Here is a 17324-nt window from a genome sequence, read left to right as displayed (position 1 = left end):
ATTAATTTTTAATTCATTTCGACAACATATGATTCGATGCGGGGGTCGATTTTAATGTGCTATCGAAAATTCAAGGAGGAGTATTTCAATGAAAAAAGTTTTGATGTATTTAGTACCAATAGCACTAATTTGCGCTGTGCTATTTTTTGTAACAAGTAAACCAGCGTCTCAGGAAAATATCAGTCAGGTGTTCGCATTTGGAGACAGTTATTCTGATAATAATCAGGCGAAAGAAATATCTACTGCCATAACTGCTTTAGACAATCACCCAGAGGCCGCTTATGTAAAGCCTTCTGATGAACTTTACTGGCAAAATAGATATTCTAACGGAAAAACTGCAGTAGAAGTTTTAACTGATCATATCGGAGTAAAGCTTACTAACTATGCAACTGGTGGTGGTACTACTGGTGAATTTAATTATTCTGATTGGATGGATGTTTTAGGAAACACTGGTGTTCTTGGACAAATAGAAAAGTTTAAAATTAGTTTAAATGGTGAAAAAGCTGATCCTGAGGCACTTTATTTTATATTCGCTTCTGGAAATGATTATTTTAAGTTCGTGGATTACGAGTTGGAAGGAAATATCGAAGATGTCGCAGATACTGCTGTAAGTAATATACAAGTAGCTGTTAGAAGACTTTCTGAGCTTGGAGCTAAGAAGTTTTTTGTAGTTTCTAGTACGGATCTTTCTCTAGTTCCATATGAAATCACTACGAAAAGAACTGAAACTGCAAAAGCTTTTGTTAATAGAATAAATTCTACTATAGAAGAGCCTATGATGAAACTTAAAGACGAATTGAACGTTTCATTGATACTTTTCAACCCAACAACTGTAAGTGATAAGGTTATTGCAAATCCTAGTGAATTCGGCATCAAGGTATTGGATACTCCTTGCCAGAGCACTTATCCTGAAGTAAAACCTGTAAAAGAAAATCCTGATGAGTACTATTTCTGGGATGAATGGCATTTTACAAAGGTATTTCACAAACTTCTTGGCGATGCAATGTTTGATAAGTTAAAACTAGGCGAGTAATTTCTTATAAGGGGGTATGATTGTGTTTAAGCGATTTCAAAGCATACAAACTAGGTTTCTATTCGGCTCTATATTGATTATATCTATTTCGCTTCTCATAGTGGGCATGATGTCTAGCCACTATATATCTACACAGGCTTATGATAATTATATAATCAATTCTAACGATCAAATAAAATTAGCCCAAAATACTATACAAAATTTCTATAACCAAATAGACAAAGATATCGATTTTTTGGCTCGAAATCCTCTTACAATGAGTGCTACTGCAGGTACTGTAGTTAGCTATGAGCATGAGAGCAGTGAAACTTTTATGACTCCATCTCAAAATGGTGATATTGAAAGAGGCATATATCATATTTTCGATAGGTATGCTTTATCAAATCCAGATACTCTATATGTTTATTTGGCGACAAAAGACGGAGGTTATTTGAATTGGCCAGAGGCAAATATTCCAGCTAATTATACTCCTGTCAAATCGGGTTGGTATAAAGCTGGTATGAGCGGAAATGGTTCTGTTGTTCGAACAGCTCCCTATAGAGGTACTAACGGGGTCATGGTTATAAGTAATGTCCGCACGTATACTGATGAATCTGGCAATGTTTTGGGAACTATTGGAATAGATGTCGAGCAATCTGTAATAAGTGATATGCTCAATTCTATGAAAATTGGTGAAAATGGTTTTTTCATGTTGGTTCACAATACTGGAATTGTAATGGCAGATGGGCATAACTCTGATAATAATTTCAAGTCTTTGGGTGAAATTGATATCCCAGAACTTGAAAATGTAATCTCTGAGAATCCAAGTCCTTATTATTTGGATATCGAAGATATTTCATATAGTGTGAATCCTAAAAATATAGATGGCACTGATTGGGTTATTGCTTCTTTCATGCCAGAATATGAACTCAGCGCTGGTGCTCACAAGGTTTCTGTATCGATAGCGATTGTTTCTATATGTATGTTGTTTGTTGCTATAGTTATGATTACAATAGCAACTAGAAGATTTACTAAACCAATAATTAAATCTGCTAATTATTTAAAGTTGCTTGCTAGTGGTGATTTTCGCGAAAAACTTGATCCAAAACTCATAGCTAGAAGTGATGAAATCGGAACCATAGCTAAGGGTATAGACAACATGAGAAATTCGCTTTTACTTTTGGTTTCAAATATCAAAAATGAGTCTGCAACTATTGACTCTGCGACTGATGATATTTTGAACAATGTAAGTGTTTTGAATAATGATTTACAAAATGTATCTGCTACTACAGAAGAGCTTTCGGCTGGTATGGAGGAATCTGCAGCTACTACGGAAGAGATGAATGCTACGTCTTCTCAAATAGAAGCTATAATTCAAAACATATCTTCAAAGGCAAAAAGTGGAGCTATCTCCGCAAGCCAGATTAGCGAAAGGGCTTCTAGTATCAGCTCTGATGTTCATTCTTCACAGCAAAGAACTCACAATATACTAGAATCTACCAAGTCTGATTTGGAAATGGCTATATCAAATTCTAAAGTGGTCGAGCAAATAGATGTGCTTTCAGATTCTATAATGCAAATAACTGAACAGACTAATCTATTGGCTTTAAATGCAGCTATAGAAGCTGCTAGAGCTGGTGAAGCTGGTAGAGGTTTTTCCGTAGTTGCAGATGAAATCAGAAATTTAGCTGAAGAGTCTAAGTCTACTGTATTAAAAATTCAAGAAGTTACTTCTTCTGTTACTAGCGCTGTTGAAAATCTTTCAAGTAGCTCTAATTCGCTTCTGAAGTTTGTATCTGAAGATATCAGCTCTGACTACAAAGTAATGCTAGATGTATCTGAAAAATACAATGATGATGCTAAGTTTATAGAAGATTTAGTAAGTGACTTTAGCGATAGATCTGCAGAACTTTTGATGTCTATACAGGAGATACTACAGGCTATAGATGGTATAGCTATAACATCTAACGAAGGTGCATCTGGAACTGTTGATATAGCGACTAGCATATCTACTTCAAGTGACAATGCAGCCGATATAATGGATAAGATCATGGAAGCTAGAGAATGTGCAGCTAAACTTGAGCAAAATGTTAGAGAGTTTAAGATATAGATAGGGATAGAGAGTAAGACCGTTTATTGCACGACATAACAATTACAAACTGATCAAGATTTCTAAGGAAGCGATAAGGGCGGACACTTTGTGCTAAAATTCTAGCACAAAGTGTCCGCCCTTATAACTGTTTAGAAATTGCAAATGAATATATTCACTTGCCATTTTATTTTTTCTATTTGCTTTTCACAATCTTATATCCAACTCCCCAAACGGTTTGCACATATTCAGGTTTTGACGGATTGAATTCTATTTTTTCTCTTAGCTTTCTTATATGAACTGTTAGTGTCGGAAGATCTCTATCACTGTCATATCCCCATACTTTTGTAAATATCTCATCTTTTGTAAATACTTTGTTTGGTGCAGATGCCAAAAGCACTAGTATTTCATATTCTTTTACTGTGAGATCAATGGGGTCTCCATTCATGAATATCTCCCTGGTTTCTGGATAGATTACAAGTCCCCTTATCTCTATCTTTTGTTTGGGAGTTGTTCCTGCTGATGCTTTTATCATCTCATATCTCTTCAAGTGCGCTTTCGTTCTAGCCACTAGTTCATGAGGACTAAATGGTTTCGTTATATAATCATCTATTCCTAGACCTAATCCCTTCAATTTGTCTATTTCCCCAGTTCTAGCAGATACTATCATTATAGGTGTATCGTGCTTTTCTCTAATTCTCTCCGCTAGTTTAAATCCATCAACACCTGGAAGCATGACATCTAATATTATCAAATCGTAGTCACCTGAAACGGCTTGTTGCAATCCAGCTAGACCATCGCTCTCAAGTGTTACATCAAATCCACTTAGCTCTAGGTAGTCTTTTTCAACTTCTCCAATGGCCTGATCATCTTCTACTATAAGTATTTTTTTCATAAATAACACACCCCATTTCTATAATTTACTTGGAATTCATTGGGACAAACCTTTTGTGTTAGAATTCAAACACAAAAGGTCCGTCCCGTGTGTTCATTCCCCTATTTCACCGTCCCCATTGTGTTCCCGTGTATTCTTTTCTTACCATCATTTTTTCTGATTATTTGCTCTGATTGTTTGGTGGAAGATTTATTTCTATCTCTAGACCACCATTGTTTCTAGCACATATGCTTCCCCTATGTTCTGTAACTATTCTCTTGCAAATGGCAAGACCTAGTCCGCTTCCTGAAATATTGGGATTTCTAGCTGAATCGACTCTATGATATTGGTCAAATATTTTTTCTAATTCATTCTCTGGGACTCCGTTGCCATTGTCCTTTATTATCAGTTTGTAATTGCTAGGCTCTTCTTCATTTCTTTCTAGATGCATATCTATTCTTATAGGTTCTCTCTGTACATATTTTAATGAGTTGTTCCAAAGGTTTGAAATAAGCCTCTTCATTTTTTCTGGATCTATATTTACCATGTAATCACACTCTGGGTTTGAATTGTATGTGAGTACAACTTTTTGTAGATCAATTTCATATTTAAATTCTTCCATCAAGTCTCTGAGGTAAGCATCAAAGTCTATTTCATAAAAATTGTAGTTTTCTTTTCCAATATCGAGTTCGTTAAATATCTTGAGCTCATCTATCATGCTATCTATGTCCTTGAGCTTTTTCTGTATATTTTTCATGTACTGCTTTTCTTTCTCTGGATTTGTAACCAAGCCATCATCTATAGCATCTACATGTATTTTTATAGCAGTTAGAGGTGTCTTCAAGTCATGTGTCAAATTTGATATAAATGATTGTCTGTTTTCCTCTAATTTTTTTCGCTCATTTTGTCCTTTTTCAAGAGTTTCGAGCATGTGATTTATTTGCTCACTAAGTATTGTAAACATGTCAAAACCTCTAAATTTTATTCTATAGCTAAAATCTTCTTCTTTTGCTCTATGTGTAGCTAATATTATTGCTTTAAGTTTTTTTACTATTAAATGTGTGCCATGTATGAATATGAAGAACATTATTATTATAACTATAGTAAACAATATTTTAAAGTATCTTATGATGAATTTGCTCGCATAAGCTGATATATTCACTACTTTGTTTAGTACAAAAACACTACCTTCAGTCTGATCGCTAAAATAAAAATCAATCTGTCTTTTGACAACATATCCCGTTTTGTCGAATAGTTCTTCATTGTTTAAATCATTTTGAGAACCGAATTCTGGTAGTGACGGGTTGGTGAGTGTCCTGAATTTATCTGCAAGTTTTTCTCCTGCTTCTGTTTCAAAGTCATTTATAGTGGTGATTTCTCCATTTTTTCTAATTAATACCAATGTGTTTAGTTTTTCTGGTAGATCTAGTGCTCTTATTTCTTCCTTGTACTCATCCTGCAGAAGTTTATCTGGATTTTTGAGTGCTGTGTACTGTAAGTTTCTGAATATCTTCTCTTGATTGCTCCACTCCTCCATCTGCCAAACTTCTCTCTGTATACTATCTGGGTCCCAAAAATAAGATGTATTTCTAGGTCCTAGTACTGTTCCTAGCGTAACTAAAAAAACAACTATAGGAAGCATAACGGTCACTAGCCATAGTAGAGTTATTCGAACATGCATTTTTATCATTAGCTTTCTAATTTGTTCTTTCAAAAAAACACCCGCCTTTTTTAGAAAAGTGAGTGAAAAGTGGGTGTTTCAATTCCCACCGTTTCTCTCACTATCTTCTTATTTCACAGCTACTTCTACGCCTTCATCTAAATATTCTTTACCCGTAGTAACTACGACTACATCGTCTTTTATACCACCTGTTACTTCTATCATGCCATCTTCTTTTATTCCTGTAGTTATCAATTTTTTGTACGCTTTGTTGTCTTCTCCAACTACGTATACATAGCTATCTTCACCTTGTTTTATGATAGCATCTTGTGGAAGTGTTGTCACGCCTTCTTTGCTATCTACGTGGATTTCAAGTTCTGCATACATTCCTGGAAGTATAAGTCCATCACTCTCGATTTCTACTTCTATAGGATAAGAACCGTTCTGTGCTACATACGATACACTTGCTATTTTACCTTCATATGTTTTGTCTAATGTGTTCACGTATATATCTACTTTTTGCCCGGCGCTTACTTTGTGAATGTATTTCGATGTTATAGAGCTGCTTATTTTTAGATTTCCTTCTTGTATTATCGTAAATCCATTTTGAGTAGATGCATATTGGTCTTTAGATATGCTCTTTGCTATTATTAATCCGTCTACAGGACTTTTAACTACATAGTTTTCTAGTTGATCTCCAAAACTTGAAACTTGAGATTGGTAGTCTGTTCTAGCATTGTTGTAGTTTATCTCAGCTGTCTCAAATGTTTTTTGAGAATTCTCAAATTCTATTCTAGATATCAATCCCTTTTCGTATAGTATTTTTTGATCTTCAAATGTGTCTTTTGCTTGATTGTAGTTTAGTTTTGCTGTTTCTAGTGCGTTCGATCTCTGAGTCAATGTGGCATTTTTGTTTATGTCAAATGCGTCTGTATCCATTTGAAATAGTACGTCATCTTTTTTCACCCTATCTCCAACTTCAAAGTAAACCGACTCCGCTTTACCTGATGATTTGGCGTTTACGTTGTAAAGTGCTTCTGGTTCAATTGACCCTATAGTGTAAAGCTTTTCTTCTATATTCTGTGAATTTGCATTTACTACCTCAACTGGCAGTGCTACTCTCTGACTAAGCGTATCCTCTGCACTAACCGTATTTCTATCAAGACTCGCACTGCCCATATATAATCCAGCTCCAATTACAGCTATACCTGCAATAGCTATTATCTTCTTATTCATATGAAACTCTCCTCTCTTAAATGCAAGGGGTAAAACACACAGGTCATTCCCCGTGTGTTTGTCACGTTTCCGCATGTTCCTCCTTCGTTTGCTCTAGGTATTTTAGCATCCTCGTGTGTTCCCCTTCAAACTTTTCATTTTTCAGTTTTCTTCTATGCTCTCTACTTTTTCACTTTTTTCTCGAATCTTCTCTCAATTCCATAGTAGAGTATCGGTACTATCAGAAGTGTAAGGATAGTTGATGCTACTAATCCGAATATCAATGCATATCCTAACTGACTAAATGCAGCATTGAATAACGCTAGTGGAAGTACCCCTGCTATGGTTGTAAGTGATGTTGCTATTACTGGTTGGAATCTTGTTTTTACTGCTTCTGCAACTGCTGATCTTAGTTCCATGCCTTCTTTTCTGAGGTAGTTTGCAAAGTCTATGAGCACTATGGCATCATTTACTGCAATACCGGCAAGTGCAACTACTCCGAACATAGCGTAGAATCCAAGGTTATTTCCTGTTACAAGTAATCCAACTATAGCTCCTATTATAGAGAATGGAACTGATGCGAGTATTACTACTGGCTGTACAAGTGAATTGAATTGTACTACCAATACTATATAAATAAGCGCTATTGCAACTAAGAAACTAACTGACATGTTTTCTATTTGATTGTTAAGCTCTTCCATCTGTCCTCCAACTACTTGTTCAACTGTTCGTGGAAGTTCTATATCTTTTACTGCTTTTTGAAGCTGTCTGTTTATTTGAGCTGAGTTGTAGCCTGGCATTACATCTGCCTCCACGTATACAACTATATCTCCATCTTCTTTTTTGAGTTTGCCAAGTCCATCTTCGTATCTTAGCTCTGCCACGTCATTGAAGTTTACAAGTTCTCCACTTCTAGATTGGAAGAATATCTTGTCAAAGTCTTCTTGACTCGTGATTTGATCGTCTGTGTAATATAGTGAGATGTCGTATTCGTCGCCATCTTCTTTGTATATTCCTGCTTGTTTTCCTGATATTTGTGATCTAACTTCACTTGCTATACTTGAGACGTCTAGTCCGTAGAATGAAGCTTTGTTTGGATCTATATCTACTACTAGTTCTTTTACTCCACCATCAGTTGTAAGTTTAGGCTGCACTATTCCATCTATCTTTAGAAGTTCTTCATAGTACATTTCTGCGTATTTTGTTGTTTCTTCTAGGTTTCTACCTTTTAGTCCCAAGCTGATAGCTGCTCCCATCTGCATTTTTGATGTAGATGATTTTAGCTCTATAGTGTATTCTGCTCCAGGTATCTCTTCTATTTTTTTTCTAAGTGATTCTTTAAGTTCACGTCCTGTGTGAACTCTCTCATCTTCTTCTCTAAGCTCTGCTTCTATCTTTACTTTGTTTGTTCCATCATCACCCACTGTAGTTGTAAATGAGTCTATGTCGGTATATGGGTATAGTATTTTTTCTATTTGACCTGCTATTTGACTTGTTTCATCTAGCATAGTGCCAACTGGAGCTTCTGCCTTTATAGTTATAGACGATGGCTCTTCATATGGCAACAATTCTACTTTCAAAAGTCCTAGCGGAATGGTTATTACCGATGCTATAAGCGTAACTATCAGTATTAGTATTATGCTAACTTTTTTCTTGCCATTTGCTAGTAAGTTGTATATGAAGTTTCTATATTTTTGAACATAGCTAGCAGATTCTTTATCTTCCGCTTCTTCGTTCTTTTCTTCTAATCTAGATTTCACAAAGTATATTCCAGTAAATGCTATTGCAAGTAGTATTGTAACTCCTCTTATTTGCCAGCTATCTGAAAATGCCATTAGTGATAATCCAAATATTATTATTGTGGCTATTCTATGGTATTTTGGTGATTTTTTCTTGCCTAATTTTTTGACTGGAGTCAAGAATTTAGCACAAAGTGTTGGCGTAACTATAATTGATACAAATAGTGATGCTATAAGTATTACTATTATAGTTTTTGGAAGCTGTGATAGGAATTGTCCCATTATCCCTGGTAACATTGTCATAGGGACAAATGCTCCAACTGTTGTAAGTGTAGCTGCGAGTATCGCTGGTGCTACTTGGTTCGTTCCTACTTTAGATGCAATTACCCTCTCTACTCCCTCTTCTCTAAGTCTATCGACATTTTCCATTACTACAATGGCATTGTCAACGAGTAGTCCAAGCGCTATTATGAATCCTGTAAGTGATATCGTGTTGAAGCTAAGTCCTGTGAATTTCATTACTATAAATGTTATAAGTAGTGAAATTGGTATAACTGTCGATACTATAAGTGCCTCATTAAGTCCTATAAATATAAATAGTACTATGATTACACTTATAAGTCCTCCAGCGGCGTTGTTTATGACTAAAGTCAAATCGTCTTTTACGATTTCACTATGATCTGCTGTGATTACTAGTCTTACGTCATCTGGTAGCATCGTGCCTGGTGCATTTTCTGTGATTGCTCTAAGTTCTGCTGCCGGCTGAATCATGTCGTATCCTGTTTCTCTGTAAACTGATATATATACAGCTGGTGTAGTTCTGTGATCTACTACGCTGTGAGATTCTTCTCTTATATATACTCTAGAATATACATCTGGTGTTTTGTAGTGATCTCTTACCTCTGCTACATCTCTTAATAGTATGTTTCCATTGCTAGATGATGAAACTACTAAGTTTTCGATGTCTTCTATAGTTTGAAATCTCTCATCTATCCTGATGTTTATGTGTTCTCCATCTATATCACTGTCTCCAGCAGGTAAGCTTATGTTCGATCCTTGTAGTGCCTGTGTAATATTTGAAAGTCCTATGCCGTATTCTCTAAGTCTAGGAAAATCTGCTATAACCTGAATCTCTCTTTCGTATCCACCAGATACGTCTACCTGTCTGATTCCCTTTACGTTTTCCATCTCGTCTTTTAGTTCTTCTGCATAAGATTTGAGTTCTGTTAGTTCATAGTCTCCAGTAACTGTCATTTGGAATATCGGGATTTCTCCAGTACTTATTGTACTGATGATAGGATCCTGTGCTCCATCTGGCAATTTTACTGAATCAATCTCATTTCTGACCTGTGACTCTGCCTGAACTAAATCTGTGTTTTCTTCAAATTCTACTATTATTTGTCCATATCCATTTTCAATAGTAGAGTTTACAGATTTTGCTCCATCTACATCCTTTAATTTGCTTTCCATAGGGTCCACTATGAGGTTGTTAATGTCATCTGGCCCTGCTCCTGCATATGGTGTTGTTACTACTATCATATCGAAGCTTACATCTGGTATAGATTCCTTTGGAAGCTCCATATAACTGTAAAGCCCCATCATCAAAAGCGTAAATATAAGAAGATAAACTAGCTTAAATCGGTCTACAAATAAAGCTGTAATCTTCCCTAGAAAGTTCTTTTCTTGCTTCAATTCTGGTAAATCTTTCATGTATTTTCCTCCTAATCCTTACTTTATATTTCAAGTATACAGTGTAAAAATTAAGAGCCTTCTAATAAATTCTAAAGAAAGTATTAAGAAATATAGTGGAAATATTAAAAGTGATAAGCTCTGTAAATTTGCTTATCACTTCTAATTTACTTCTCTATCTTATTTTTCACTTGCCATTTGCTTGTACTCATAATCTTAACCGAAACTACAAACAATACAGCTATACCAACTAACATGGGCAAAATGCTGAAATGATAGGTAAAAAACCATATATCTCCGGCTATCGTGTTTACTATGAAATATGACAATACACTACCTAGCGTAATTGCCGTTATGCTGGTGTAAAGTGCTATACATATTCCTTCTGCTTGTAGCATTTGTTTTATTTGTTTTTGAGTCATACCTATGCTGTTTAGAAGTTTAAATTCTGCTTTTCTACTTATGATACTTGTCATAGTTGTATTTATTAGGTTCAATAGACCTATCAATGATACTATCGCTATCAGAACCCCTCCCACAACTGTGTATGTTCTTTTGAGTGAATCAAATGTCTCAATGTATTTTTTCTTTGATTTGTAGTCTAATTGCGGGTTTATGTCATTTGTGAATTCTTCTAGCCACGAGTCAAATTCTGATATATATTCATTTTCAACATCGAATATATAGCTCATTACAAGTGGTTTTTCTATTTTATACTCGTAATCTTTTTGAGCAGACATCACTATTTGTTCAAAGCCTTCATAAGAAAGTATGAGGTCTACGCTGTGACTAAATGAGTATCTACTAGTCATAACATGTGGCATATCTGCTATTGCCATGACCTCTATCGCTCTTCCTTCTAATGTGATTTTGTCTCCAACATCGTAAAATGATCTTGAATCATTTGCATCAGTAAAGTAAGGACTGAGTATTGCGTAGTTTCCTGTATTGAATCTCGCTATGTCTATGTTTCCCTTTGTCACTTTTAACTTTTCTATCAATTTCTGATCTATACCGTACGTTTGAAATAATATATCTCCATCTTCTCTCATTTTTTCATATGAATATTTCATTTCTGGATCTCTCTCAGATATGAATTCATCTGTTATTATGCCTTGTATATGTTTCTTCCCGATATCATTTAATGTATGTGGCAAATTAAAATAGTATACCTTAGAACCTGATTTAAATCCTTCTTTAGATTCTATTTCTTTAATTTGACTATCACTAAGAGCTATGCTCTCATCATCTCCTCTAAAGTCACTTGAAAAATACTTTGCGTGACCTATTTGATAATCTGAAATCACATCTTTTTTTAGATATTTATCCATGTCAAATCCATTTACTATGGCATGTACTGAATTTAATAGTATGAGGCTTAGACTTAAAGATGCTATCACTACTAGTGTTTTATTTCGGTTTCTGCCTAAGTTTGCCTGCCCCATTTGAATCGCTTTGTTCTTAGTTGGTATTTTTATCCAGCTGCTTATGTTTAAGTTCCCTGTTTTGTTCCATTTGCTAGCTTCTATAGGGCTTATTTTAGCTGCAAACTTACCTGGTTTTCTACAGCTTATCCAAACGGTAATAAGTGAAAATACAGCAGCAAATACAAATATTCTAGCATCCATAGATATACTCTGTTTGCTGACATTTAGTATAGCTATAACTCTTGGTAGTAATAGTATTCCAACTGCATATCCTGTAATCAGTCCTAGTGGAATGCCTATCGCTGATAGATAGAGAGCTTGAGTCTTTATCATTTTTTTTATTTGTTTTTGAGTAGTTCCTATGGTTTTTAACAATCCATAGAATTGTATATCTGTGGTTATAGATATCTGAAATATATTGTATATTATCAAATATCCTGTAAACATTATCAAAAGGCAAATTCCAACTATTGCTAGTATCATTTTTGCGTCGAAATTCAAACTAGTTGAAACATATGCCCAGTTTATTCCATAATCTATCTCCCTAGTGTCAAATCCGCTTTCTTCTATAATTTTTATAGTATCTCCTTCTATATCTTTCTCAGAATATAAGTTGAAGTTTAAATAGTAAAGTCCTGAGTAATCACTCATCTTTTGATGTTCTAATTGATTTATGCCTGCGAGCATCTTATCTGAGTAGTCTTTTGATACCAATACCATACTTGCCATGCTGGCCATATCTCCGTCCCAATATCCCGACAATGTAAATTCTTCGTCGTAAGTTTTATCTTCTAGTGTGTATCTAAATCTTATTTTTTCACCTATTTTAGCTTCTATTCCAAGTGCTTTCAATACTATAGTATCTGTAGCTATTTCATCTATTGATTCTGGTAATCTACCTGCTTTTGGTGTCAAAAATCCCCACTCAGCTGAGTTTTTGGTTTCGTATTGAATTTGTGTCTGTCTTTTTATAAGTTCTTCATTTTCTGCCATCGCTAGCATTCTGACATATCCATATTCTTTTATGAGTTTATGCTCCTTTAGTATATTCATCTGGTCTTCATTTAGGTATTTAAACCCTGCATGTGAGCTAGTTCCTACTCTCCTCATAGTCTCCTGCTCGAATGAATTTTTTACACTCATCGATATCGTGAATATAGATGTAAAAAGAAGTGTAGTCAGTATTATAGCAATTATTGCGAATATATTTCTACTTTTGTTTTCTTTTATATATTTCCACGTCAAGTTTCTTATAGCAAATGTGTTGTTGTTACGCATTCTTTTTCACCTCTTTTGCTTTCAAGTACCCTATGTCTGTATTTTTGTCGTCGACTATTTTTCCATCCTCTATATGTATTACTCTGTCACAAAGCTGTGCCATAGCTTCATCATGAGTTATCATTATAGTCGTTTGTGAGAATTTTTGATTTGCCATTTTAAGTAGCATCATAACCTCTTGGCTATTTTTTTGATCTAAATTTCCAGTTGGTTCATCTGCTAATATCAATGCTGGTTTCGTTGCTAATGCCCTAGCTATGGCTACTCTTTGCTGCTGTCCGCCTGAAAGTTCACTTGGCAATTTTTCTTTTTTCTCTACCATACCAAGCGTGCTAAATATATCGTTTATAAAGTCTTTGTCTTCCATTTGACCATCGAGTCCAATTGGAAGTGTTACGTTGTTCCAAGCACTAAGTACTGGAACTAAATTGTAGTTTTGAAATATGAATCCTATATTCCTTCTTCTAAATACAGTTAGTTTTTCTTCATCCAATACTCTTATGTTTTGGTTTTCTACGGTGATTTCTCCATCTGTAGGGTAGTCCAAACCGCCAAGCATATTTAAAAGTGTGGTTTTTCCAGATCCAGATGTTCCAACTACCGCTACAAATTCGCCTCTCTTTATTTTCAAATCTATTCCATCTAATGCTCTTACTTCATTTTCTCCACTACCATAGTATTTTTTTAGATCTTTCGTTTTTAATATGTATTCTGACATCTTCATCCCTCCGTATGATTTTGTATTGATTTGATTTGTTAATTAAAGTATAGATGCTTAAGCTTTCAATACCATTACAAACTTTCTTTCAGTTCTGTAAGAATGAGTGTCTTTTTAGTTTGTTTCATTTCTGAGAAATATAGAAAAACAGCTCCCAATATTTTCTTTTGATTCTATTGTGAGGTATCCGCCCTCTCTGTTTAATATGTTCTGAGTAAGATAAAGCCCTATCCCCACACCGTTTTTGTCGCGAACATTTTCCCCTCTAAAAAATCTCTTAAATATTTTGTTGTAATCTTCTTTTGCTATTCCTATTCCTTGATCTATGATATTTATTCTCGTGTATATATCGAGTTTTACCACCTCTATTTTTATTTTGGAGTTTGATGGTGAGTATTTCACGGCGTTATCTAATACATTCACTATTGCTTCTTCTGTCCATTTGTAGTCAAATACGCATTCTATATCACCGCTCTCTGCAAATTCTATATCTATGTTTTTTGCATTCGCATCTGAATAAACCATTCCTATAGTTGACGCTATTAATAGTTTCACTTTTCTCTTTTTAGCAGCTAATTCTATCATTCCAGATTCGAGTCTAGATGCTTTTATGAGGTTTTTCACAAGCCAATCTATCTTTTCACTCTGCAGTTTTATCCTATCTACGAATTCTTCCCTATCTTCTGTAGTTATATTTTCATCGCCTATTAGTTCTGCATACAAACTGATATTTGCAAGTGGTGTTTTGAGCTGATGTGAGATATCACTTATCATAGTTTTGATAGAATCTCTTTCTCTCTCTATTTCCGATCTCTCATTCTCCATTTGATTTATAATTCTATGTACTTGATGGGCTAGTTTTGATTCTAGTGTGTCTAGTAATAAAAGTTCTCTATCATATTCTTCTTTAGATATTAATTTTTCTAGTAGGACGCTTATATCTACTATTGATTGTCTATATTTTTTAATTTTAAGTATAAAAAAACCGATGCTCACTATCAGAGTCATCAGTCCTACTGCTAATATTGTTTTATCGCCCATTTCTAAGTCCCCCATTTTAGTTATTTCTCTACCCACATATATCCCATACCCCTTATAGTTTTTATGTACTCTGGTTTGGATGGGCTTTTCTCTATTTTCTGTCTGAGCCTTCTGATATTTACAGCAAGTGTATTGTCGTCTACAAATTGCCCATCATTATCCCATAGTCTATCGAGTATTTGATCTCTTATAAGTACTTGATTCGCATTCTCTAAGAAGTATTTCAATAGTTTGTATTCTGTCGAACTCAAATTTACGGGTTCGTTTCTCAAATACACGCACATTTTTTTTGTATCCATCTTTACCAAACCTGATTTCAAAATACTTTCATTCTCTTCGTCTGTCATAACTTCTCTAGATGATCTTTCAAGCCATTTTTCTACTTTTAGTTTCAGAACTGCTATAGAAAATGGTTTTGTTATATAATCATCAGCTCCACTTTCAAGACCTACAATCTCATCTAGCTCTAAATCTTTAGCAGTAAGCATGAGTATCGGCACGTCACTCTCTTCCCTCACTCTTTGACAAAATGAAATTCCATCTCCATCGGGTAGGTTTCTATCAAGTAGCATAATATCTATGTCTATATCATTATCTCTAAGCTCTGTCCATTTACTGATCGCTTGGTTTATACTATTGGCATACTCGACCTCATGTCCGTCTTTGCTAAATGTGTATCCTATTCCCCTGCTAAGCCCTTCATCATCTTCTAGTATAAATATTCTACCCATTCTCTCCTCTCCCCTGTCAGATGCTCGTATTTTTATCTAACCTAGTTTTATATAAATTAGTTTTATATAAATTAGTTTTATATTCACCAGCATTTAAATTATTTTTTCTTGCTGTTTATCTTACTACTTATCATCAAACCACAAATATCCCATCCCCCGTATGGTTTTGATTTTTGTAGGTCTTGATGGATTTTTTTCTACTTTTTGTCTGAGTCTTCTGATATTAACAGCTACAGTGTTTGTCTCTAATGTTTTGTCTTCCTTTGTTTTTAGTGCATCCAAAATCTGTTGTTTCACTAGTATTTGGTTTTTGTTCTCCATGAAGTATTTTAGAAGTTTGTATTCATTAGCTCTCAGCTCTAGTAACTTCCCCTCATCCCATGCAAGGTTTTTTTCTGTATCTATTTTTATCCCTCTTGATTCTATAAATTTGGATTTTTCAGAGATTTTTTCTGTTATATTCCCCCTGCTAGAATCCAAGCGCCTACAGACTTGTTCTACTATATTTTTTTCTTTATTTTCTTGAAGTTTACCCATTTTCTTGATCCACTTCATAGCTCTTTTTCGAATCATATCTGCTGAAAGTGGACTTGTTACGAAATCTATTGTGAGCTTGTCAAGTTCAGATGTGCACGTAACATCTGGCTCAACTTCAGATACTGCCAATATCGGAATATTGCTTTGTCTTCTGATTCTCGTCCCAAATTTTACTACTACTTCGTTTATTCTGCTTCTCTCTATCAATATTATATCTACGGGATTTTCACTATTGAGATTTTTCGCCCATATTTTCCATCCGTCTTCAAGTGTTTTTATCGTAGTTATGATATTATCTTCTTTCGAAAATAGTTCTTCTAATTTATCTGTGTATTGTATTTCTTTTATTATAAGTATATGTGACATTTTTTCTTTCCTTTTTTTATTTATTGTAAATCGTTATTCCAACTCTATCTATGTGATCAAGTAACTCTGTATTTTGTATTTGTGAGTAGATTATGCAGTCAATTTTATATGGTAAATATAGTTCATCTAGTTTGGCTATTACTGTCATCAATAACGAAAAATTAAACTTCTTTCCTCTAATCGCTAGGTCTATATCAGAACCCTTTTTATAGTTGCCTTTCGCTCTAGATCCAAATACTATGGCAGATTCAATTTCATCAAATGATTTCAAAACATCAATAATATTATTCAATTCGTAATTTTTAATACCTATATCCATCTATTTTTCCCCATCTAAAATTTTTTGCATAGTCTTTTCGAATTTTTTCATCTCATCAAAATATTTCTGATCAATTATAGCTATAATTTCATCTGCTATTTTCATATCATAAACATGACTGGTCATATTTCTACTATTTATCATCTCCATCCAAAGTCCACCATCTTCTACTAATCCATAAGAAAATGCTGTTCTCGCTGCATCCCTAGAACCATATATTTCATTATTTCCTCTATATTCTAAAAAATCTTTCATTGTTTTCCAAGCCAATTCATGAGTAAATTCAAAGGCCTGTATAAATCCTTGTTTCTCAAGATTCGAAAGATTTCTTTCATTAGACAATACTATCGCTTCTTCTAGCTGCAAAAGTGCACGTTTATAACTATTATATCTCTGCATCCACCTTATATCTTGATTCATCTTTTTTAGACCTCACTTTCTTCGCAATTTATTTTTTATTCCATCCACTTAATTATACCATTTAATTTAGTTCAGGTGAACTTGTAAGCATTAATCACAAATGTTTCACACATGTCTGTTTGGGTATTTACTTGGTAATTAATGTATTTACAGGGGTGATTTTGTGTTTAAATACTTCTTCCAAAAGAAACATGAATCGTGCAATCATT

At 34.4% G+C, this 17324-nt stretch carries 13 protein-coding genes; 2 read left to right on the top strand and 11 right to left on the bottom strand.

Annotated features, from left to right (window positions below):
• Positions 1 to 88 precede the first annotated feature (88 nt).
• Positions 89 to 1033 (top strand): SGNH/GDSL hydrolase family protein, encoded by a 945-nt coding sequence (locus N4A40_09645; GenBank protein MCT4662111.1) that lies wholly within the window; start codon positions 89 to 91, stop codon positions 1031 to 1033.
• Between the two features lie 22 nt (positions 1034 to 1055).
• Positions 1056 to 3122: a methyl-accepting chemotaxis protein gene (locus N4A40_09640; GenBank protein MCT4662110.1), complete on the top strand. Its 2067-nt coding sequence runs from the start codon at positions 1056 to 1058 to the stop codon at positions 3120 to 3122.
• A gap of 175 nt (positions 3123 to 3297) precedes the next feature.
• Here the strand turns inward: N4A40_09640 and N4A40_09635 are convergent, their stop codons facing one another.
• The 11 genes from N4A40_09635 to N4A40_09585 form a co-directional block, all read right to left on the bottom strand.
• Entirely contained in the window at positions 3298 to 3996 is a 699-nt protein-coding gene (locus N4A40_09635) for a response regulator transcription factor (protein MCT4662109.1), read from the bottom strand.
• Between the two features lie 160 nt (positions 3997 to 4156).
• Entirely contained in the window at positions 4157 to 5689 is a 1533-nt protein-coding gene (locus N4A40_09630; GenBank protein ID MCT4662108.1) for a HAMP domain-containing histidine kinase, read from the bottom strand.
• A gap of 75 nt (positions 5690 to 5764) precedes the next feature.
• Positions 5765 to 6871: an efflux RND transporter periplasmic adaptor subunit gene (locus tag N4A40_09625; protein ID MCT4662107.1), complete on the bottom strand. Its 1107-nt coding sequence runs from the start codon at positions 6869 to 6871 to the stop codon at positions 5765 to 5767.
• A 161-nt stretch (positions 6872 to 7032) separates the two neighbouring features.
• Positions 7033 to 10299 (bottom strand): efflux RND transporter permease subunit, encoded by a 3267-nt coding sequence (locus N4A40_09620; protein ID MCT4662106.1) that lies wholly within the window; start codon positions 10297 to 10299, stop codon positions 7033 to 7035.
• A 146-nt stretch (positions 10300 to 10445) separates the two neighbouring features.
• Entirely contained in the window at positions 10446 to 12983 is a 2538-nt protein-coding gene (locus N4A40_09615; GenBank protein MCT4662105.1) for an ABC transporter permease, read from the bottom strand.
• The gene (locus N4A40_09610) at positions 12976 to 13701 is read right to left on the bottom strand and encodes an ABC transporter ATP-binding protein (GenBank protein MCT4662104.1); all 726 of its coding nucleotides are present in this window, start codon (positions 13699 to 13701) and stop codon (positions 12976 to 12978) included. Before N4A40_09610 ends, N4A40_09615 begins: the two co-directional genes overlap by 8 nt.
• 114 nt (positions 13702 to 13815) lie before the next feature.
• Entirely contained in the window at positions 13816 to 14742 is a 927-nt protein-coding gene (locus tag N4A40_09605) for a HAMP domain-containing histidine kinase (protein MCT4662103.1), read from the bottom strand.
• Positions 14743 to 14762: 20 nt separating this feature from the next.
• Entirely contained in the window at positions 14763 to 15473 is a 711-nt protein-coding gene (locus N4A40_09600; GenBank protein ID MCT4662102.1) for a response regulator transcription factor, read from the bottom strand.
• Positions 15474 to 15596: 123 nt separating this feature from the next.
• Complete coding sequence (locus N4A40_09595; GenBank protein MCT4662101.1) at positions 15597 to 16376, bottom strand: winged helix-turn-helix domain-containing protein; 780 nt, start codon at positions 16374 to 16376, stop codon at positions 15597 to 15599.
• A gap of 16 nt (positions 16377 to 16392) precedes the next feature.
• Entirely contained in the window at positions 16393 to 16695 is a 303-nt protein-coding gene (locus tag N4A40_09590; GenBank protein ID MCT4662100.1) for a nucleotidyltransferase domain-containing protein, read from the bottom strand.
• Entirely contained in the window at positions 16696 to 17115 is a 420-nt protein-coding gene (locus N4A40_09585; GenBank protein ID MCT4662099.1) for a nucleotidyltransferase substrate binding protein, read from the bottom strand. It lies immediately after the preceding gene.
• Positions 17116 to 17324: the final 209 nt, after the last annotated feature.

It is taken from the genome of Tissierellales bacterium, assembly GCA_025210965.1.
In the GTDB taxonomy this organism is placed as follows: Bacteria; Bacillota; Clostridia; order Tissierellales; family JAOAQY01; genus JAOAQY01.
This window is presented reverse-complemented; position numbering and strand designations above follow the sequence as displayed.

Coding starts and splice junctions, on each gene's coding strand:
- N4A40_09635 (MCT4662109.1), bottom strand. CDS start 3,996: ATGAAAAAAATACTTATAGTAGAAGATGATCAGGCCATTGGAGAAGTT.
- N4A40_09625 (MCT4662107.1), bottom strand. CDS start 6,871: ATGAATAAGAAGATAATAGCTATTGCAGGTATAGCTGTAATTGGAGCT.
- N4A40_09595 (MCT4662101.1), bottom strand. CDS start 16,376: ATGTCACATATACTTATAATAAAAGAAATACAATACACAGATAAATTA.
- N4A40_09610 (MCT4662104.1), bottom strand. CDS start 13,701: ATGTCAGAATACATATTAAAAACGAAAGATCTAAAAAAATACTATGGT.
- N4A40_09585 (MCT4662099.1), bottom strand. CDS start 17,115: ATGAATCAAGATATAAGGTGGATGCAGAGATATAATAGTTATAAACGT.
- N4A40_09590 (MCT4662100.1), bottom strand. CDS start 16,695: ATGGATATAGGTATTAAAAATTACGAATTGAATAATATTATTGATGTT.
- N4A40_09645 (MCT4662111.1), top strand. CDS start 89: ATGAAAAAAGTTTTGATGTATTTAGTACCAATAGCACTAATTTGCGCT.
- N4A40_09620 (MCT4662106.1), bottom strand. CDS start 10,299: ATGAAAGATTTACCAGAATTGAAGCAAGAAAAGAACTTTCTAGGGAAG.
- N4A40_09600 (MCT4662102.1), bottom strand. CDS start 15,473: ATGGGTAGAATATTTATACTAGAAGATGATGAAGGGCTTAGCAGGGGA.
- N4A40_09605 (MCT4662103.1), bottom strand. CDS start 14,742: ATGGGCGATAAAACAATATTAGCAGTAGGACTGATGACTCTGATAGTG.
- N4A40_09615 (MCT4662105.1), bottom strand. CDS start 12,983: ATGCGTAACAACAACACATTTGCTATAAGAAACTTGACGTGGAAATAT.